The sequence below is a fragment of the Pseudomonas sp. Leaf127 genome (assembly GCF_001423155.1).
Lineage (GTDB): Bacteria > Pseudomonadota > Gammaproteobacteria > Pseudomonadales > Pseudomonadaceae > Aquipseudomonas > Aquipseudomonas ovata.
Window position 1 is genome coordinate 14823 of the sequence record NZ_LMOA01000023.1, and the last position, 18633, is coordinate 33455.

The window sequence follows — 18633 nt, forward strand, 5'->3', positions numbered from 1 at the left end:
TCGGTCATGCTAAGCTCGGCGCCTCAATGATTGCCGCCCATGACCTGCCGTGACCCAGCCTATCCCTGCCTGTTTGCCCGATCAGTGGCTCGAACGCGAGCACCTGACCTGCGCGCCCGCCCCCTTGACGCTCGACTGGTTGTTCAACCAGGACTCCCTGACCCGCCGCCTGACCCGCCTGTCCTGTGACCGTTTCAGTGTCACACCGGTACTGGAAGGCTGGCAGCCCCTGCGTGACGACGAGTGCGCCGCCCTGGGCCTGCCGAACGCCAGCCTGGGCTGGGTGCGTGAGGTCTACCTGCGCGGCAATGGCTGCCATTGGGTCTTTGCCCGCAGCGTCGCGGCGCGCGAGGCGCTCCTGGACAGCGGCCTGCACATGGACGCCCTGGGCACCCGCTCGCTGGGCGAGCTGCTGTTCAGCGACCCGGCCTTCGAGCGCGGCCCGCTACAGGTACGCGGCTATCCGCCCCCGTGGCTGCCGGACGCCGACCGTGCCGAGGGCCTCTGGGCGCGGCGCTCATGCTTTCGACGCGGCGGCCTGAGCATCCTGGTCGCCGAGATCTTCCTGCCCGCCCTCTGGCAGGCGCTGAACAACGAGGACCGTTCCTGATGTACCTGTCGCTGCTCAAGTCACTCAACCGCCTCAACCCCCGCGCCTGGGACTTCGTCCAGCTGACGCGCATCGACAAGCCCATCGGCATCTACCTGCTGCTGTGGCCGACGCTCTGGGCACTGTGGATTGCCGGCAACGGCAGCCCGTCGCTGGCCAATGTGCTGATCTTCGTCATCGGTGTGTTCCTGATGCGCGCAGCGGGTTGCGTGATCAACGACTTTGCCGACCGCAAGGTCGATGGCCACGTCAAGCGCACGCAACAGCGCCCGCTGGCCAGCGGCAAGGTGACCTCGCGTGAAGCGCTGGTGCTGTTCGCCGTGCTGGTGACCTTGAGCTTTCTACTGGTGCTGCTGACCAATGCGGCGACCCTATGGCTGTCGTTCGGTGGCCTGGCACTGGCCGCCTGCTACCCGTTCATGAAGCGCTACACCTATTACCCACAAGTGGTGCTGGGCGCGGCATTCTCGTGGGGCATGCCGATGGCCTTCACTGCCGAGACGGGCAACCTGCCGACGATCGCCTGGCTGTTGTACATCGCCAACCTGCTGTGGACCGTGGCCTACGACACCTATTACGCCATGGTCGACCGCGACGATGACCTCAGGATCGGCGTCAAGTCCACCGCCGTGCTGTTCGGCGATGCCGACCGTACCATCATCGTGACCCTGCAAGGCCTGGCCCTTGGCTGCCTGCTGCTGGCCGGCGCCCGCTTCGGCCTGGGCCTGCCGTTTCATCTGGGCCTGCTGGGCGCGGCAGGCTGTTTTGCCTGGCAATGGCACAGCACCCGCGAGCGGGACCGGGAGGCGTGTTTCAAGGCGTTTTTGCATAATCACTGGGCCGGGCTTTTGATCTTTGTCGGCATCGTCGCCGACTACGCCGTACGCTGAGCGCCAGAGGATGATGGACAGATGTCACACGACTGCAATAATTCCGTTATCTAATGCGCCCCAAGACAGTTAAATGACAAGAGGTTCGAGCATGGTTGGCAGGAGCATTCTGATCGTTGACGACGAAGCGCCCATTCGTGAAATGATCGCCGTTGCGTTGGAAATGGCCGGCTATGACTGCATCGAAGCCGAAAACTCACAACAGGCCCACGCGATCATCATCGACCGCAAGCCGGACCTGATCCTGCTCGACTGGATGCTGCCCGGCACCTCGGGCATCGAGCTGGCGCGGCGCCTCAAGCGCGATGAGCTGACCGGCGATATCCCGATCATCATGCTCACCGCCAAGGGCGAAGAGGACAACAAGATCCAGGGCCTTGAAGTCGGCGCCGACGACTACATCACCAAGCCGTTCTCGCCGCGCGAGCTGGTGGCGCGTCTCAAGGCCGTGCTGCGCCGCACCGGCCCGACCGACGGCGAGGCGCCCATCGAAGTCGGTGGCCTGCTGCTCGACCCGATCAGCCACCGCGTCACCATCGACGGCAAACCAGCCGAGATGGGGCCGACCGAATACCGCCTGCTGCAATTCTTCATGACTCACCAGGAACGCGCCTACACCCGTGGCCAGTTGCTCGACCAGGTCTGGGGCGGCAACGTCTATGTCGAAGAGCGCACCGTCGACGTGCACATCCGCCGCCTGCGCAAGGCCTTGGGCGATGCGTACGAAAACCTGGTGCAGACCGTACGCGGCACCGGCTACCGGTTCTCGACCAAGAGCTGACCTGCGCCTCGAACCTGCCGCGCCGTACAGACAAGGACGCATCTCCAATTGAACCCGAACTGGCACGGCACCCTGATCCGCCACATGCTGCTGTTGGTGACCGTCTGCCTGCTGGTCGGCCTGATCAGCGGTGAATACGGCTGGAGCCTGTCGATCGGGCTGGGCCTGTACCTGGCCTGGACCCTCAAGCAACTGTTGCGCCTGCACGCCTGGCTGAGCAGCCACAAGGCCGATGAGCCACCGCCGGACGGCTACGGCCTGTGGGGCGACGTGTTCGACAGCATCTATCACCTGCAGCGCCGCGACCAGCGCGTGCGCGGGCGCCTGCAAGCGGTCATCGATCGCGTGCAGGAGTCCACCGCCGCCCTGCGCGACGCGGTCATCATGCTCGACGCCGAAGGCAACCTGGAGTGGTGGAACCGCGCCGCCGAGACCCTGCTGGGCCTCAAGACCCCGCAGGACAGCGGCCAGCCGGTCACCAACCTGGTACGCCATCCGCGCTTCAAGGAATACTTCGCCCAGGGCAACTATGCCGAGCCGCTGGAGATTCCCTCCCCCGGCAACGACCGCCTGCGCATCCAGTTGCTGATCACTCGCTACGGCAACAACGAACACCTGATGCTGGTGCGTGACGTCACGCGCATCCACCAGCTGGAGCAGATGCGCAAGGACTTCGTGGCCAACGTCTCCCACGAACTGCGCACGCCGCTGACGGTGATCTTCGGCTACCTGGAAACCCTGCTCGACAACAGCGAAGAAGTGAACCCGCGCTGGGTCCGGGCGCTGCAGCAGATGCACCAGCAAGGCAGCCGCATGCAGACCCTGCTCAACGACCTGCTGCTGCTGGCCAAGCTGGAAGCCACCGACTACCCCTCCGACAGCCAGCCGGTGCCTGTCAGCGCCCTGCTCAAGACCATCGCCCACGATGCCCAGGCGCTGTCGGGCAGCAACAATCACCAGATCACCCTGGACATCGAGAGCGACTGCGGCCTCAAGGGCAGCGAAAGCGAGTTGCGCAGTGCGTTCTCCAACCTGGTCTTCAACGCCGTGAAATACACCCCGGCCGCCGGCACCGTACGCATCCGCTGGTGGCGCGACACCCGTGGCGCGCACCTGAGCGTGCAGGATTCCGGGATCGGCATCGACGCCAAGCACCTGCCGCGCCTCACCGAGCGCTTCTACCGGGTCGACACCAGCCGCGCCTCCAACACCGGCGGCACCGGCCTGGGACTGGCGATCGTCAAGCATGTCCTGCTGCGCCACCGCGGCACCCTGGAGATCAACAGCGTCACCGGCAAGGGCAGTGTGTTCGTCTGCCACTTCGCTCCCGCCCAACTGGCCGACCTGGACGATGAATTCGACGATTTTTGATATACGTTGTCACACTTGAACGCAGCCGCTACATTGCCCTGCTCATGGCCTTACGTGTTGAAAGGTCAAACGCCCCCTTCTCGATCAAAACGGACACTGTAAAACTCCATCATGGACCCTTCCCCCGCTCTCGATCTGGCTTCTCTGTTCGCCGATTTCGGCATGATTCTCTTTGCCCTGGTACTGGTGCTGCTCAACGGCTTCTTCGTGGCGGCCGAATTCGCCATGGTCAAGCTGCGCTCGACCCGGGTCGAGTCCATCGCCGACCAGCACGGCTGGCGCGGCAGCATCCTGCGCAAGGTCCACGGTCAGCTTGACGCCTACCTGTCGGCCTGCCAGCTCGGCATTACCCTGGCCTCGCTGGGCCTGGGCTGGGTCGGTGAACCGGCCTTCGCGCACCTGCTTGAGCCCCTGCTGGCTGCTGCTGGCGTCGACACTCCGGAAATTATCAAGGCCGTGTCGTTCTTCACCGCCTTCTTCATCATTTCCTACCTGCACATCGTGATCGGCGAGCTGGCGCCCAAGTCCTGGGCCATCCGCAAGCCCGAGCTGCTGTCGCTGTGGACCGCGGTGCCCTTGTACCTGTTCTACTGGCTGATGTACCCGGCCATCTACCTGCTCAACGCCAGTGCCAACGCCATCCTGCGCATCGCAGGGCAAGGCGAGCCCGGCCCGCACCACGAGCACAGCTACAGCCGTGACGAACTCAAGCTGATCCTGCACTCCAGCCGTGGCCAGGACCCCAGCGACCAAGGCATGCGCGTATTGGCCTCGGCGGTGGAAATGGGCGAGCTGGAAGTGGTCGACTGGGCCAACTCCCGCGAAGACATGGTGACCCTGGACTTCCATGCCCCGCTCAAGGAAATCCTGGCGCTGTTTCGCCGTCACAAGTTCAGTCGCTACCCGGTCTACGACGCCGAGCGCAACGAATTTGTCGGCCTGCTGCACATCAAGGACCTGCTGCTGGAGCTGGCCGACCTTGAGCACATCCCCGAATCGTTCAACCTGGCCGACCTGATCCGCCCACTGGAACGCGTCTCGCGGCACATGCCGCTGTCGCACCTGCTTGAGCAGTTCCGCCAGGGCAGCGCCCACTTTGCCCTGGTCGAAGAAGCCGACGGCAAGGTGATCGGCTACCTGACCATGGAAGACGTGCTTGAAGTGCTGGTCGGCGACATCCAGGACGAACACCGCAAGGTCGAACGCGGCATCCTCGCCTACCAGCCCGGCAAGCTGCTGGTGCGTGGCGACACCCCGCTGTTCAAGATCGAGCGCATGCTGGGCATCGACCTGGACCATATCGAGGCCGAGACCCTGGCCGGGCTGATCTACGACTCGCTCAAGCGCGTGCCCGAGGAAGAAGAACAGATGGAAATCGAAGGGCTGCGCATCATCATCAAGAAGATGAAAGGCCCGAAGATCGTCCTGGCCAAGGTGCTCAAGCTGGATTGACGCAGACTGACACAGCGCCAAGGCCGCCCGCGGTCGCGCAGTAAACATGGGCCGGTGTAGGAGCGCGCTTGCCCGCGACCGAGTGCGTAGCGCTCGCAAAATCTGCGAAACGCCACAATTTTACGACTGCTAACGCAGCCGGTCACGGTAGTCCGGCATTCCGGCATTCCGGCATTCCGGCATTCCGGCATTCCGGCAAGCGCGCTCCTGCCGGAATGAATTTCAAATTCAATAACTTATTTTTCAATGATGAGAGCAGCTTCAGCCGGAAAGTCCATTTCCCGGCTGAAGCCGGTCCTACATCCCGCCCACGGCAAAATCGGGCAGGCTCTGCAGCGGCTGGGCGAACTCGTAGGGGATCGACACCAGCGCCTGGCCGGTGTTGCGCTGCACCACGAAGTGCAGGTGGGGACCGGTGCTGTTGCCGGTATTGCCCGAGCGCGCCAGCGAGCTGCCGACACTGACCCGCTGGCCTTCGCTGACCACCACCGAGCCGCGCATCAGGTGCAGGTAGACGCCCATGGTGCCGTCTTCATGCAGCACCCTGACGAAGTTGCCCGACGGGTTCGAGCCACGGCCGCTCTGGTCGTTTTCGACCTTGATCACCGTCCCGGCCCGGGCGGCGATGATCGGCGTGCCCTCGGGCATGGCGATGTCCATCGCATAACGGCCCTTGGGGTCGGTATGGCTGTACTTGCCGCCCGGTCCCTGGGTCAGGCGAAACGGCCCGCCCACCCATGGCAACGGGTAGCGGTAGGCATTGACCGCCAGGTTCGGCGCGCCGAGGGTCGAGTCCAGCTTCGCGCTGTAGCGCATCGGCTGGCCGGGCTGCCTGGGGCTGAGCACCAGCAGCCGCTCGGTACTGCGCGCCGGTATCGTACGACGCAGGGTCTTGGTACTGCCTTCGACCCCCAGCACGTTCTTCAGCCCCGACAGGCGCAATTCGATCTCGACCGGTGCATACAGGTCATTGCGCACATGCAGGCTGTCGTTGCCCTCGGCCTTGCGCACCTCCAGATGCACCTGGCGCTCGATACGCTCGACCATCCGGTCCCTGAACACCACCACCGCCGCTCCCGGCGTGGCCCGGTCGCTGAACGACACCACGCCGTCGGCGTTGGTGGTCTTGTAGATCGTGATCGCCGCAGCGGTCTGGGTGGCCAGCATCAGGGCGCACAGGATCAATGAACGTTCAAGCATTGGCGTCATCAGGGCGGGTGGGTGATGGGCTGCAAGCCTAGCAGTGTTGCCGGCAAAGAAGCACTTATCGGTCTCAATCATCGCCTGCCCAGGCGTCAATAACCCAGCGTCATGACCTCAGGACCGCGTGTAATCCCTCAGGTACGTCACGGAAAACTGTGCCTGCGCAAAGTCGAGCTTCAGGCGCGGCAGCACAAACCCGCCACACGAGCGACAGGTGTCCATCAAGGTAAAGACCCTGATATGGCTCAGCCGGGTCGAGGCCAGGTCCTCCTTGAACACGGTCGCAATCAAGCGCTCTGAATCAAGCTCGCGGCCAAAGTCGCGGATCATCACACGACTGGCGTCCCTGACCACCGGCAGGCTGGTAAACGCGGGGTCCGGCGCGCGACCGGCCATGCGCGCCCGGGCATCGCGATAGATCACCCCGTCGATGACGCGCTCGGTACTTTCAGCCACATCAAGCTGCAACTGGATAGCCTTGGCCTTTCTGCCGCCGGAAAGAGCGTAATACACGATCCGCTCGCCCGACTCGGTGTAGGCCTGCACAAAGGACAGGTTGGCCCCCTTGATGTGCTTGATAATGGTTTTCCCGGCATCAGCGCTTATGATGCTTTCCAGTGTCAGTACGTCCCATTTGTCTGTGGTCCCCTGGATGGGCAACAGATTATTGAGCACCTCGACAATATGCTGCTGCTCGGGAATGCTGCGTTCGGCCACTTTTCTGAAGTCCGGAATGCTTTGCCGGGCCAGCGCGACGAATTTTTTCTGGGCCTCTTCGCCGGCCAGAATATTGCCGGCAAACGCCAGCAGCTCGTTTTTCTGACCGCGGGCACTGCACCAGGCCACATAGTCGTCATAGGTCACGTTCTCGGTGCCCCAGGCAAAACCCAACTGCGCCTGTTCGGCCTCATCGCGCAGATCAAACAGCAGCCGGGCGATATTGTCCCGGTCCGTGAACACGCCCGGACGCTCGCGAACCAGCCGGTACTGCTCGGCCAGGCGCATGAACGCGTTGATCTCGTCCACGCGCTCGACGCGCGAAAACCTAAGGGCCAGGCTGCCATCGGCTGGAACCGGGGCCTTGTAGAAGGCACCGGTATCAGCCTCAATAAAGACCCAGTCGACCTCGCTCATGGTCATGCGAATACCGCGCAGGGTGCGGGCATCCTCGATGCGCGCAGCGATCGGTCCCAGCTCGATGACCGGGGCATGCTCATAAATCCAGCGAGCATCCTCCAGCCCGTAGTTGTCCGGCAGACCAAAGTGGCTGTCCCTGGCCAACAGCCCGTCTATCTGCGCCCGGTAAACCGGGGCGTCAGGCAGCGAGAACAGCACGCGCTCCGACTCAGACAGCGCGATGACGGCCTTGCCAGGGACCGACGCCGAGCCACTGGCCCTGGGAGAGTCGGCCCATTTGCAGAACTTGCCCTCATGGACAAAGACGTCGGCGGTCTGCGAGGCCGCATCCCCACCGGCAGACACCCTGGCCAGGGTGAACTCACGAGCGCCCATCGCCTGGCTGGGGTATTTGCCGCTGCGCCTGGGTGAGGTCGATCCGTCGGCGATCGGCTCGGGTGCCGGCGTCGAAAGTTTCACGCCGTTGTTGCAAGGCACGGGAACCAGGTCGCGGCGCAGGCGGCACAGGTTCTCGGCCTCACGCAACAGCCCGGTTTCAGACGACAGCCTGCTGCTGGCCAGCGTGCGCAAGGCCACGTCGGGTGCGGTGGTGTCGAGCTGGTAAGCCTGCTGGTCGATCAGCAGATCGAAGACCCCGTCCTGCCTTTCGATGGCGTGTACGCGGCAACGCTCGGCAATGTTGATCTTTCGCACACCGTCCAGGCTCGGGGCCACCGGCAAAATGGCCGGGTAATGGCCGGGTTCGATCCGGTCGGCTGCGGACAGCATTGAAAGCTCCAGCGGCCCGGTGGCAGAAATGACCGTCAGCGAGGGGCCGAACACGGCATCGGCCTGCGGGTCGAGCAGCCTGAAATCGGCGGCGGCAGGCGTACCGAGGTTGCGCACCGCCACACCGGGCCTGCCATCGACCGTGGCCTGTGCCTCCAGCGGCCAGGCAGACCGCGCATGCTCGGCCAGGCGGTATACGCCCCTGTCCAGACAGAGGCCTCGGCTGAGCAAGGCGTCATGGGACAGCAGTCTTTTCAGCGCCGGGACCTCACGCAACAAGGTTTCCCACCCCAGCCGGCCGGCCAGCAAGGTGATTTTCCCCAGGTCATGCAAGGCAAACACCGTACTTTGTTGCGCCAGGCCCTCGATCAACCGGCCGAGCGCCGCGCCGGTCAGCCGCAGCACCGAGACCACCCCCAGCTTGCCGGCCTTGACGATGATCCGGGCGGTGGCGCCGACAAAGGTGCCCACCGGAATCAACGCAAAGGCCACATCCATGACGCAGCCGATGATCACCCCGGCGGAATGCTCGCCTTGCGTCAGGTCCTCGACACAGCCATAGAACGGAATGATCAAGCGCGCAGCGAGATCAGCGTAGGCACGCTCTTTGGCCCAGCGCTCCTCCCAACCGGTGGCATGGCTATGCTCGGCCTTGCTCTGCTCCAGAAACGGGGCAAACAGATGACGGGCCGCCTGCTGCGCCAACGTGTCGAGCCGGTCCTGTTCGCTGCCGTCGACCCGGTAGACAAGGTCGGCATCGGGCACCAGCACCCCGTGTTGCGGCTGGTGGTACTGCGTTGCCGAGCGCGAGGCGCGACCGTGCAGGTAGGCATCGCTGTCCAGCGGCAACAGGGGTGTGACCCGGGCCGTGGCAATGCGCTGGGCATGGCGCTCCTGTTTGTCCACGGTTTCGGCGATATTGCCGCTCAGGTCTGTTTCTGGGGGAACGGTGTAGTCAAAACGCTGCGTGACCGTGCGTACCACACCGCCTGCCGGAATCAGCTCCAGGAACCCTTCGGCAGTCCCGTGCTCATGAAAGTCGCTGCGGTGATCGCCACGCTGGTAGCGGATAAACACCCCGTGACGGCCTTGGCCGGCCTTGAAGCTGACGCGGCTGACCTCACAGGTCGAACCCAGCAGCACGTCGCGGTCGTGCGGGTTCATTTCCGATAACAGCCGGCTGATTACCTGGCCTTGGGCCTGCACCAACGTCTGGCGAAACGCCTCGAAGGCACTGGCATACGCCTCGGGAATCGTCGGCTCACCGGCCCTGTACGCCTCGCCCATCATCACCAGCTCCACGACCGTGGCCTGCGGGCGGCCCAGCGCCAGCAAACGGTCGAGCCAATACGTGCTGGCAAGCGTGAAACCGTGCGCCTGCAGGACCGGCCAGTGGGTGACCTCGATGGCCTGATCCCACAGCAGACGGGGCACACCGGCCTCGGTCAGCTCCTGTTGTGCCAGCTGCCTGCGGTCCGGCGCCTTGAGGCCCAGCAGGGTATTGAGCGCCTCGGCTTGCCGGGCCTGCTGGTCCTTGAGGTGATTCAAGGCCTGGCCAACCTGCACCGCCGTGGCTTGCTCAATGTCGTCATGGCCGCCCCACTCGATCACACCGTGCGCCGTGGCGTAGCGCAGCGCCGGGCTTTGCAGGGTACTGGCCCACATGGCCTGCACGGCCGGATCGCTCGACTGGGCCAGGTCCGCGCTGAGGGTGATCACCTCGTCGAACCGTGCATGGCACGCCCGGCCCGGCACCAGGGCTTCGAGCAAGGCCACACCGTGGATCAAGGCCACGCTTTGCAGGGCGCGGCCGTACTGAAGATGATCGGGCACGCCATCGACCAGCAGTTCGGGCAAGGTTTCGCGCAGCAACAGGTAATGCAGCATGTCCACGGTGCTGGACGTAGCCTCGGGCTGGCGGGCCTGGATGTCGCGTCGAACCCTGGCCGCCAGTTGCACGTGGCTGTACTCGCATACCCACGTCCTGCGCAGCGTATCGGCCAGCGGTTCGGCAAAGGCGGCGGTGGCGCCCAGGTAATGATCAATGATTGTCCGGCCGGCCAGCGCCTGGGTGACCGGCACGGCTGCCGGGCCCTGCACCCCGCCGGCGTACCACTGCAAGTGCCTGAGCAAGGGCGCAAACAGGGTCTGGAACTGACCAGTCTGGATCAACGCATGCCAGGTCTGTGCCGCAGGCCGGCGCAGCCCCTGCGCGGCATCACAGGCAACGCACAGCAACTCGATGCCCATCTGCCGGAACAGCTCATCGGCGCCGGGCGGGGTGCGCCAGGCTTGCAGGCCGGGCACCTGCATATTCAGAGCCCGCGCGGTGGGCAGTGCCTCGTCGAGCACGGGCCGCCTGTGCAGCACCGGCCTGAGCAACACGGCAGCCAGCGCCATGGCCGGCTCAAGCATCAGGTCTGCGTGCCTGCTGCGCAGTTCACCGGCCAGCGACAACAACTGCATGCCCGGCGCCTGGCGCGCACGGGCGATGGCCCGCGCCAGCCAGTCCTCATCGGTCGGATTCAGTACGTAAGCGGCGATCTTGCGCAGGCACTCAACCCGGCTGTTGATCGAGGTCGGCGTCAGGACATCCAGCTGCAAGCGGCTGTCGGGATGATCGCGCTCGGCAATCGCCTGCAGGTCGAACACGATCGACAACCAGGTCGGCAGTGTCCCCAACTGATATTCAAGCGCGTCCGATACCGCCTGGTCATGATAATCACCCGCCGGGACCATGGCCGCCACGACCTCGCTGAAGACACTCATGGCCGGGCGCCCGGCCTCATGGCGCTGGGCAAGCAAACCGCTGTAGAGCGCTCGCCCGGAACTGCGCGAGATCCATTCGCCCATGGGCATCAGGCGTGCACCGCGCTTGAACTGCACCATCCAGTGACGCAAATCTTCAGGCACCGGCCCGAGCAGCTTGTCGAGCAGCGGATAATCCTCCAGGTCCACGACCGTGTCCGCCTCCCGGTAAGGCCGCAGTCCATAGACAAACGCTTGCAACTGCGCGCGCGCCGCCTCGGTGGTCACGGACGCTTCGTCGAGCCAGGCCATACGGGCAAAAAACTGGTGCACCAACCAGGGCGTGACCTCGCACAGCGGCATGCCCACGGCATTGGCGCACAGCGTCCAGGCCTTTTCGCCTTGGTAAAGCTGCGCCAGCCGGTGTTCCTGGGCCGCATCGGGCAGCGCAGGGTTGCCATTGGCAAAGCCTGTGTCCTCACCCAGCACATGGGTCAGTACCAACCGGGCAATCCGAAAGTATTCGTCGGCCGGAACGTTGGCGGTGCCGGCATAGCGTTCGGCGGAAACAGGGTATCGAACAGTCCCCAGCGCCAGTTCGATGTTGAGGAACAAGCGTGCGGTCTTGAGGGTTTGCAGCGTAGAGGGTTGCAGCACAGTGGCAGACATTGGCAGTTCTTCCAGTCATTAATGAAGTGACTGGAGGAACGCAATAGACATTACCCGGCCAGTGCAATCAGGCCGACCGGATGCATGCCGTAGGAAAGATCATCAGGCCCCGGGGATGAACTTCTTGTGGCTGGTGCCGCGAGCGATCAGGCGTGACAGGTAGTCGAGCTTCTGGGTGTCCTGGTCGACGAAGCGGAAGGTCACTTGCAGCCACTCGCTGTCAGGCTTGGGCTCATGGGCCATGATCGCGTGCACATAGCCATTCAGGCGTGCCACCTCATTGCTTTCACCCTGCTCCAGGTCCAGTACGGCGCTTTCGAGGATCTGCGGCAGGCTGTCGCTGCGGCGAATCACCAGCTGGCTTTCCTTGAGGGTCAGGCTCTTGATGATGCAGGTCTGGTTGCCACTGGGCAGGCGCAACTGCGCCTGGCTACGGCCGTTCAGGCTCTGGCTGCCCACCGGCGGTGCCGAAGGTGCCGCCGCAGACACGGGACGCACCACCTCGGCCCTGCCGCCGGTCAGGGCGTTGAGCGAGTCATTCAACGGTGAGCTGGCACGCGCAGGGCCGGTGGACATCACCGACTCGATCTTGCCGGCCTTGACCAGCGCCTTTTTCACCTTGCCGAGCAATTGCTCGTTGGTGAAGGGTTTGCCCATGAAGTCCGAAACACCGGCCTGGATCGCCTGCACGACGTTTTCCTTGTCGCCCCGGCTGGTGACCATGATGAACGGTACGGTCTTGAGGTGGTTTTCCTGCTGGCGGCACCAGGTCAGCAGCTCAAGGCCTGACATTTCCGGCATTTCCCAGTCACACAGGATCAGGTCGAACGACTCGCGACTCAACATCAATTGCGCCTTGCGGCCGTTGACTGCTTCATCGGTATGAATACCGGGAAAATAATTGCGCAGTCCTTTTCTCACCAGATCACGAATGAAGGTCGCGTCATCCACAACCAATACACTGACTTTACTCATCGACGCTCCTGCGGACGTATTCACCTAGCGGGTGAAGTGCGGTATGCCCCGCACGCCCCTTGTTTCGGCAAGCATAGCGTTAGGCTCTGCACGTAAAATGGCTGCGCTCGCTCGCCGGTTTTTCGTACAGACCCTAGCTTATGGCCAACTGCCACATTGAATGACTGAACCCGGCTGCCGGGTTTTCACAACACTCGTCGACCAGGGGACGGGACGAGGGCACAAAGCCAGCACCGATCATGACGGTAAACGGCGATGCCCACAATGCAAAACGCCCGACACAGGCCGGGCGTTTGAGGCAGGCAATACTATTTATCGTCAGTTGCGTCCGGAACATGAGGGTTTTCATCGGCATGCCCCTGCACTTCTTCACGCATGCGCTTGAGGCCCATGTGCCGTACATCGGTGCCGCGTACCAGGTAGATCACCAGTTCCGAGATGTTGCGCGCATGGTCGCCGATCCGCTCCAGCGAGCGCAGGACCCAGATGACGTTGAGCACGCGCGAGATCGAACGCGGATCTTCCATCATGTAGGTCGCCAGCTCACGCAATGCGGTCTTGTACTCACGATCAATGATCTTGTCGTACTGGGCCACCGACAGGGCCAGCTCCGGATCGAAGCGTGCAAACGAGTCCAGGGCGTCGCGCACCATGTTGCGCACCTGGTCGCCGATATGGCGCACTTCCACGTAACCGCGTGGTGCTTCGCCTTCTTCGCACAACTGGATGGCGCGGCGGGCGATCTTGGTGGCTTCGTCGCCGATGCGCTCCAGGTCGATCACCGACTTGGAAATGCTGATGATCAGGCGCAGGTCGGAGGCGGCCGGCTGACGACGGGCAAGAATGCGCAGGCATTCTTCGTCGATATTGCGCTCCATCTGGTTGATACGGTCATCAACCTCGCGTACGCGCTGGGCCAGGCCCGAATCGGCTTCGATCAGCGCCGTCACGGCGTCGTTGACCTGCTTCTCGACCAGGCCGCCCATTTCGAGCAGGTGGCTGCGCACGTCTTCGAGTTCGGCATTGAACTGTTGGGAGATGTGATGGGTGAGGCTGTCTTTGTGGATCATGCTCGGTGTCCTTGAAACGTCCGGTTGATGCGAAATCGCAGCGGTAGCTCAGGCCTGACAACCCCTGGCCCTAGCCATAGCGACCAGTGATGTAATCTTCTGTCTGTTTTTTTGCCGGATTGGTGAACAACGTGTCCGTATCACCGAATTCGACGAGTTTGCCCATGTACATGAAAGCGGTGTAGTCAGAGACCCGCGCCGCCTGTTGCATGTTGTGAGTGACGATCACAATGGTGTATTTGGATTTCAGTTCGTAGATCAGCTCTTCGACTTTCAGGGTCGAAATCGGGTCCAGCGCCGAGCAGGGTTCATCGAGCAGCAGCACTTCGGGCTCGACCGCAATGGTGCGGGCGATGACCAGGCGTTGCTGCTGGCCGCCGGACAGGCCCAGCGCCGACTCGTGCAGGCGGTCCTTGACCTCATCCCACAGCGCGGCCCCCTTCAAGGCCCACTCGACGGCCTCATCGAGCATGCGCTTCTTGTTGATGCCCTGGATACGCAGCCCGTAGACCACGTTTTCATAGATGGTCTTGGGAAACGGGTTGGGCTTCTGGAACACCATGCCCACGCGCCGGCGCAGCTCGGCCACGTCCTCGCCCTTGCTGTAGATGTTGTGCCCGTACAGGTTGATCTCGCCCTGCACGCGGCAGTCGTCGACCAGGTCGTTCATGCGGTTGAAGGTACGCAACAGGGTCGACTTGCCACACCCGGACGGCCCGATGAACGAGGTAACTTTCTGCCGCGGAATATCCAGGCCGATATCGAACAACGCCTGCTTGTCGCCATAGAACAGGTTCAGGCCCGCCACCTCGAATGCCACCGGCTCGTTGGTCAGCGCCATTCCTTCCTGGCTGCGCCCCGAAGCGTTGATCGCGGCGCCACGGTTTCGGCTATGGTGTTGCATGCATGGCTCCTACAGGAACGATTCGTTGGGTCAGGCCGCACGCCGTATGGCGCGGCGACACGGGCCGATCAGTTATCCAGCGCCTTGTATTTCTCGCGCAGGTGGTTGCGTATGGCGACCGCCGACAGGTTGAGCAAGGCAATCACCAGCACCAGCAACAGCGCGGTGGCGTACACCAGCGGCCTTGCCGCCTCGACATTGGGGCTCTGGAAACCCACGTCATAAATATGAAAGCCCAGGTGCATGATCTTCTGGTCCAGATGCAGGTACGGGTAGTTGCCGTCCACCGGCAGGGCCGGTGCCATCTTGACCACGCCCACCAGCATCAGCGGCGCCACTTCGCCGGCCGCGCGGGCCACGGCCAGGATCAACCCGGTCATGATGGCCGGGCTGGCCATGGGCAGGACGATCCGCCACAGGGTTTCGGCCTTGGTGGCGCCCAGCGCCAGCGAGCCTTCGCGCAGGCTCAGCGGAATCCGCGCCAGGCCCTCTTCGGTCGAGACGATCACCACCGGCACGGCCAGCAGCGCCAGGGTCAGCGATGCCCAGAGCAGGCCCGGGGTGCCGAAGGTCGGCGCCGGCAATGCTTCGGGGAAAAACAGGCGGTCCAGCGAGCCGCCCAGCACATAGACGAAAAAGCCCAGGCCGAACACGCCATAGACAATGGCCGGCACCCCGGCGAGGTTATTCACCGCGATCCGGATCAGGCGCGTCACCAGGCCCTGACGGGCATATTCACGCAGGTAGACCGCTGCCAGCACGCCGAACGGGGTGACGATCACGGCCATGATCATGGTCATCATCACGGTGCCGAAAATGGCCGGAAAGATTCCGCCCTCGGTGTTGGCTTCACGCGGCTCGTCGCTGAGGAACTCCCAGAGCTTCTGGCCATAGAAACCGGCCTTGGCCGCCACGCTCATGGCATTGGGCTGATAGGCATGTACTACCTTGCCCAGGTCGATCTCGACCTGGCGGCCTTCGGCATCGCGAGCCGTCAGGCTGTCGCGTGAAATGGCCTGGCGCAGCTCGGCCAGACGCATCTCGGCCTCGCTGTAGCGTGCTTGCAGCTCGGCCCGCTCGGCAGCCATGTCAGCCTGGGCGATGGGATCGAGGCCGCCGTTCGCTTCCAGATGGCGGGTTTGCAGGCGCAGGCGCTCGAAGCCGTGGTTGATGGCCACGATGTCTTTCTTTTCCAGGCGGTGCAGCTCGCGGCTCAAGCCCTGCACACGCTGCAGGCGGGCACGCAGTTCCGGCCAGGCTGCCTCACCGTTGGCCAGCACCCGGCCACTTTCCTTGACGTTGACCAGATAGCCGTAGAAGTTGCCCCACTCGCGGCGCTCCAGGGTCATCAGCTCGGCCGGCCTGTCGCGCAGGCTCAGCCACTCACTGACCACCCAGGTGAAATCGTTGCGGGTCAGATCACGGTTGCCGATCTTGAACAGCTCGCGGGTCATGAACTCCGTCCCCTCGGCCGCCACCGGCAACCCGGCGCCCAGCACGCGGGCACGCGGCACCTGCTCGACCTCGACGCGCTCACCGATCAACACCTGCGGCGCCTGGCCGGGCACTTTGTAGTGCGCGCGCACCAGGTCCGCCGGCCAGAAATGCCCCAGCCCTCGTACGGCCAGCAACGTCAGCAGGCCAATGGTCAGGATCACGGCGATGGACACGGCACCGGCGCTCATCCATACGCCGGGCGCACCGCTGCTGATCCAGCGCTTGAGCGGGCTTTTGCGCGGGCCTTGGCGACCGCTGTCGAGAGAATGCTGTTTCACGTAAGTCCAGGTGTCCTCAAAGCGACGAGTATTTCTTGCGCAGGCGCTGGCGAATCAGCTCCGCAAGGGTGTTCATCACAAAGGTGAATATCAACAGCACCAGGGCGGCCAGGAACAGCACCCGATAATGGCTGCCGCCCACTTCCGACTCCGGCATTTCCACCGCGACGTTGGCCGCCAGGGTGCGCATGCCCTCGAACAGGTTCATGTTCATGATCGGCGTATTGCCGGTGGCCATCAGCACGATCATGGTTTCGCCCACGGCGCGCCCCATGCCGATCATCAGGGCCGAAAACAGGCCCGGGCTGGCGGTCAGCAGTACCACACGCGTCAAGGTCTGCCAGGGCGTGGCGCCCAGCGCCAGCGAGCCCAGGCTCAGGCTGCGCGGCACACTGAAGATCGCGTCCTCGGCAATCGAGTAAATATTGGGGATGACCGCAAAGCCCATGGCCAGGCCGACCACCAGGGCATTGCGCTGATCATAGGAGATGCCCAGCTCATCATTGAGCCAGGCGCTCATGTCGCCGCCGAACAGCCAGCCTTCCAGGTGCGGACTGACTGCCAGCGAGCCCCAGCCCACCAGCAGCACCACCGGAATCAGCAAGGCGCTTTCCCAGCCATCGGGCACCCGCAGGCGCACGGCGTCAGGCAACCGGCTCCACAGGTAGCCCGCCAGCAGGATGCCGACCGGCGTCAGCAGCAACAGGCTGAAGATGCCGGGCAGGTGCGCTTCCAGGTACGGCGCCAGAAACAGCCCGGCGAAAAAGCCCAGGATCACCGTCGGCATCGCTTCCATCAGCTCGATCACCGGCTTGACCTTGCGGCGCATGCCCGGCGCCATGAAATAGGCGGTGTAGATGGCCGCGGCAATGGCCAGCGGCGCGGCCAGCAACATCGCGTAGAAGGCGGCCTTGAGCGTGCCGTAGGTCAGCGGCGCCAGGCTCAGTTTGGGCTCGTAGTCACTGTTGGCGGCGGTCGATTGCCAGACATGCCGGGGCTCGTCATAGCCTTCGTACCAGACCTTGTCCCACAGCGCGCTCCAGGAAATTTCCGGGTGCGGGTTGTCCAGGCTCAGCGCCTGCAGCGTGCCGGGGGTTTCGATCAGCAGGCGGTTGGCGCGGGGCGACAAGGTCAGCAGGCCGGCACTGTCGGCCACTTTCTCGACCAGCAAGGTTCGATGCGCGGTGCTGTGGAACACCCCCAGCCGACCGGCGCTGTCCAGGGCGATAAAGCCCTTGCGCCGCTGCTCGGCCCGGATCTGCACGATCGGGGCATTGTCGAGGTGAAAGTCGCGAATGCGCATGAAACGCGGCTCTTCGTCAGTGTCACGGGCCATGAACCACTGGCTGATCCCGCCACGCGAATCGCCGAACAGCAACGACACCCCGCCGGTCAGCTGGGTGCTGGCGGTGATTTCGGCGTTGGCGTTTTCCAGCAGCTTGTAGCGGCCGTTGAGGGTGCGGTCCAGCAGGCTGAAGACATCGGCCTGCGCCCGACCGTTGATCACGTACAGCCATTGCTGGCGCGGGTCGATGTACAGCGCCTTGACCTCGGCCGACAGCTGCGGCAATTCGATGCGGCGCTGCTCGCGGGTGACCTCGCCGGTCAGCGGGTTCTCGCCGATTTCCAGCGCCTGGACATGCAACTGTGTACCGCTGGCGCCGGCCAGGCGCAGGTGAGTGCCGTTGACGCTGACCGTGACATGGTCGATGGCCTGGCCCTGCTCACCCAGCACGAACGGCGCCTGGCCATACGGCCAGGCAATGGCCGGGGTAATCAGCTTCTGGTTACCGGGGTACGTGACCTGGTATGCATGGCGGAACACCATGACCTGGCCGTTGGACAGGCCCATGGCAATCAGCGGCGTGCCGGGCTGGTCCTTGCCGATGGCGGTGACGCTCACCCCGGGCGGCAGCGGCAGATCGACCCGCTTGAGTTCAGTGCCGTTGGTGGCATCGAAGAAAATCGCCTGGCCCCGGGCAGAAACGCGCATGCCGACCTGGTTCTGCTCCTCGATGCTGATCATCAGCGGTTGTCCGGCCTCAGGCAGCCAGGCCGTTTGCAGGGTCGTGGCATCGTGCAGGCTGGCGCCCTTGAACAACGGCGCAACCACCCAGGCCAGGTAGAAGAAGATCAGGGTAATGGCGGCCAGCACGGCAAGGCCACCGACCGCGACGTACCAGCCGGTCAGACGATTGCCGAGCGCCCGCAGGCGGCGCTTGCGCTGCATCGCGGGAGTATTGAAGTCAATGCCTTCGGGGGCTGAACTACGATTCATCG

General features: G+C 63.8%; 12 protein-coding genes. 5 read left to right on the forward strand and 7 right to left on the reverse strand.

Translation table 11 applies throughout. The annotated features are described in order from the left end of the window. Positions 1-49: 49 nt before the first annotated feature. The 5 genes from ASF84_RS21200 (at position 50) to ASF84_RS21220 (ending at position 5104) form a co-directional block, all read left to right on the forward strand. Positions 50-610 carry a chorismate--pyruvate lyase family protein gene (locus ASF84_RS21200; protein WP_056840846.1) on the forward strand — a complete coding sequence of 187 codons (561 nt, stop codon included), beginning with the start codon at positions 50-52 and terminating at the stop codon, positions 608-610. Then, entirely contained in the window at positions 610-1500 is an 891-nt protein-coding gene (ubiA, locus tag ASF84_RS21205; RefSeq protein WP_056840847.1) for a 4-hydroxybenzoate octaprenyltransferase, read from the forward strand. Before ASF84_RS21200 ends, ubiA begins: the two co-directional genes overlap by 1 nt. A 91-nt stretch (positions 1501-1591) precedes the next feature. Then, complete coding sequence (gene phoB, locus ASF84_RS21210) at positions 1592-2281, forward strand: phosphate regulon transcriptional regulator PhoB (RefSeq protein WP_056840848.1); 690 nt, start codon at positions 1592-1594, stop codon at positions 2279-2281. Positions 2282-2365: 84 nt separating this feature from the next. Then, the gene (gene phoR / locus ASF84_RS21215) at positions 2366-3652 is read left to right on the forward strand and encodes a phosphate regulon sensor histidine kinase PhoR (protein WP_236709472.1); all 1287 of its coding nucleotides are present in this window, start codon (positions 2366-2368) and stop codon (positions 3650-3652) included. 111 nt (positions 3653-3763) lie between these two features. Next, on the forward strand, positions 3764-5104 hold the full coding sequence (locus ASF84_RS21220; RefSeq protein ID WP_056840850.1) for a hemolysin family protein: 1341 nt from the start codon (positions 3764-3766) through the stop codon (positions 5102-5104). 297 nt (positions 5105-5401) lie between these two features. Here ASF84_RS21220 and ASF84_RS21225 read toward each other — a convergent pair whose 3' ends face one another. The 7 genes from ASF84_RS21225 to ASF84_RS21255 form a co-directional block, all read right to left on the reverse strand. Further along, the gene (locus tag ASF84_RS21225) at positions 5402-6304 is read right to left on the reverse strand and encodes a peptidoglycan DD-metalloendopeptidase family protein (RefSeq protein ID WP_056840851.1); all 903 of its coding nucleotides are present in this window, start codon (positions 6302-6304) and stop codon (positions 5402-5404) included. 117 nt (positions 6305-6421) lie between these two features. Further along, a complete protein-coding gene (locus ASF84_RS29255; RefSeq protein WP_056840852.1) occupies positions 6422-11629 on the reverse strand; it encodes a deaminase domain-containing protein in 5208 nt (1735 codons plus the stop codon). A gap of 102 nt (positions 11630-11731) precedes the next feature. Beyond that, on the reverse strand, positions 11732-12604 hold the full coding sequence (locus ASF84_RS21235) for a response regulator (protein ID WP_056840853.1): 873 nt from the start codon (positions 12602-12604) through the stop codon (positions 11732-11734). A 308-nt stretch (positions 12605-12912) separates the two neighbouring features. Next, positions 12913-13674, reverse strand: a complete 762-nt coding sequence (gene phoU / locus ASF84_RS21240; RefSeq protein WP_056840854.1) for a phosphate signaling complex protein PhoU — start codon at positions 13672-13674, stop codon at positions 12913-12915. 70 nt (positions 13675-13744) lie between these two features. Beyond that, entirely contained in the window at positions 13745-14578 is an 834-nt protein-coding gene (pstB, locus tag ASF84_RS21245) for a phosphate ABC transporter ATP-binding protein PstB (RefSeq protein WP_056840855.1), read from the reverse strand. A 68-nt stretch (positions 14579-14646) separates the two neighbouring features. Next, positions 14647-16263 carry a phosphate ABC transporter permease PstA gene (gene pstA / locus ASF84_RS21250; protein ID WP_056841493.1) on the reverse strand — a complete coding sequence of 539 codons (1617 nt, stop codon included), beginning with the start codon at positions 16261-16263 and terminating at the stop codon, positions 14647-14649. A 106-nt stretch (positions 16264-16369) separates the two neighbouring features. Further along, entirely contained in the window at positions 16370-18631 is a 2262-nt protein-coding gene (locus ASF84_RS21255) for an ABC transporter permease subunit (RefSeq protein WP_056840856.1), read from the reverse strand. Between the last annotated feature and the right edge of the window lie 2 nt (positions 18632-18633).

Coding starts and splice junctions, on each gene's coding strand:
- phoR (WP_236709472.1), top strand. CDS start 2,366: ATGCTGCTGTTGGTGACCGTCTGCCTGCTGGTCGGCCTGATCAGCGGT.
- ASF84_RS21225 (WP_056840851.1), bottom strand. CDS start 6,304: ATGCTTGAACGTTCATTGATCCTGTGCGCCCTGATGCTGGCCACCCAG.
- pstB (WP_056840855.1), bottom strand. CDS start 14,578: ATGCAACACCATAGCCGAAACCGTGGCGCCGCGATCAACGCTTCGGGG.
- pstA (WP_056841493.1), bottom strand. CDS start 16,263: ATGAGCGCCGGTGCCGTGTCCATCGCCGTGATCCTGACCATTGGCCTG.
- phoB (WP_056840848.1), top strand. CDS start 1,592: ATGGTTGGCAGGAGCATTCTGATCGTTGACGACGAAGCGCCCATTCGT.
- ASF84_RS21235 (WP_056840853.1), bottom strand. CDS start 12,604: ATGAGTAAAGTCAGTGTATTGGTTGTGGATGACGCGACCTTCATTCGT.
- phoU (WP_056840854.1), bottom strand. CDS start 13,674: ATGATCCACAAAGACAGCCTCACCCATCACATCTCCCAACAGTTCAAT.
- ASF84_RS21255 (WP_056840856.1), bottom strand. CDS start 18,631: ATGAATCGTAGTTCAGCCCCCGAAGGCATTGACTTCAATACTCCCGCG.
- ASF84_RS21220 (WP_056840850.1), top strand. CDS start 3,764: ATGGACCCTTCCCCCGCTCTCGATCTGGCTTCTCTGTTCGCCGATTTC.
- ASF84_RS29255 (WP_056840852.1), bottom strand. CDS start 11,629: ATGTCTGCCACTGTGCTGCAACCCTCTACGCTGCAAACCCTCAAGACC.
- ubiA (WP_056840847.1), top strand. CDS start 610: ATGTACCTGTCGCTGCTCAAGTCACTCAACCGCCTCAACCCCCGCGCC.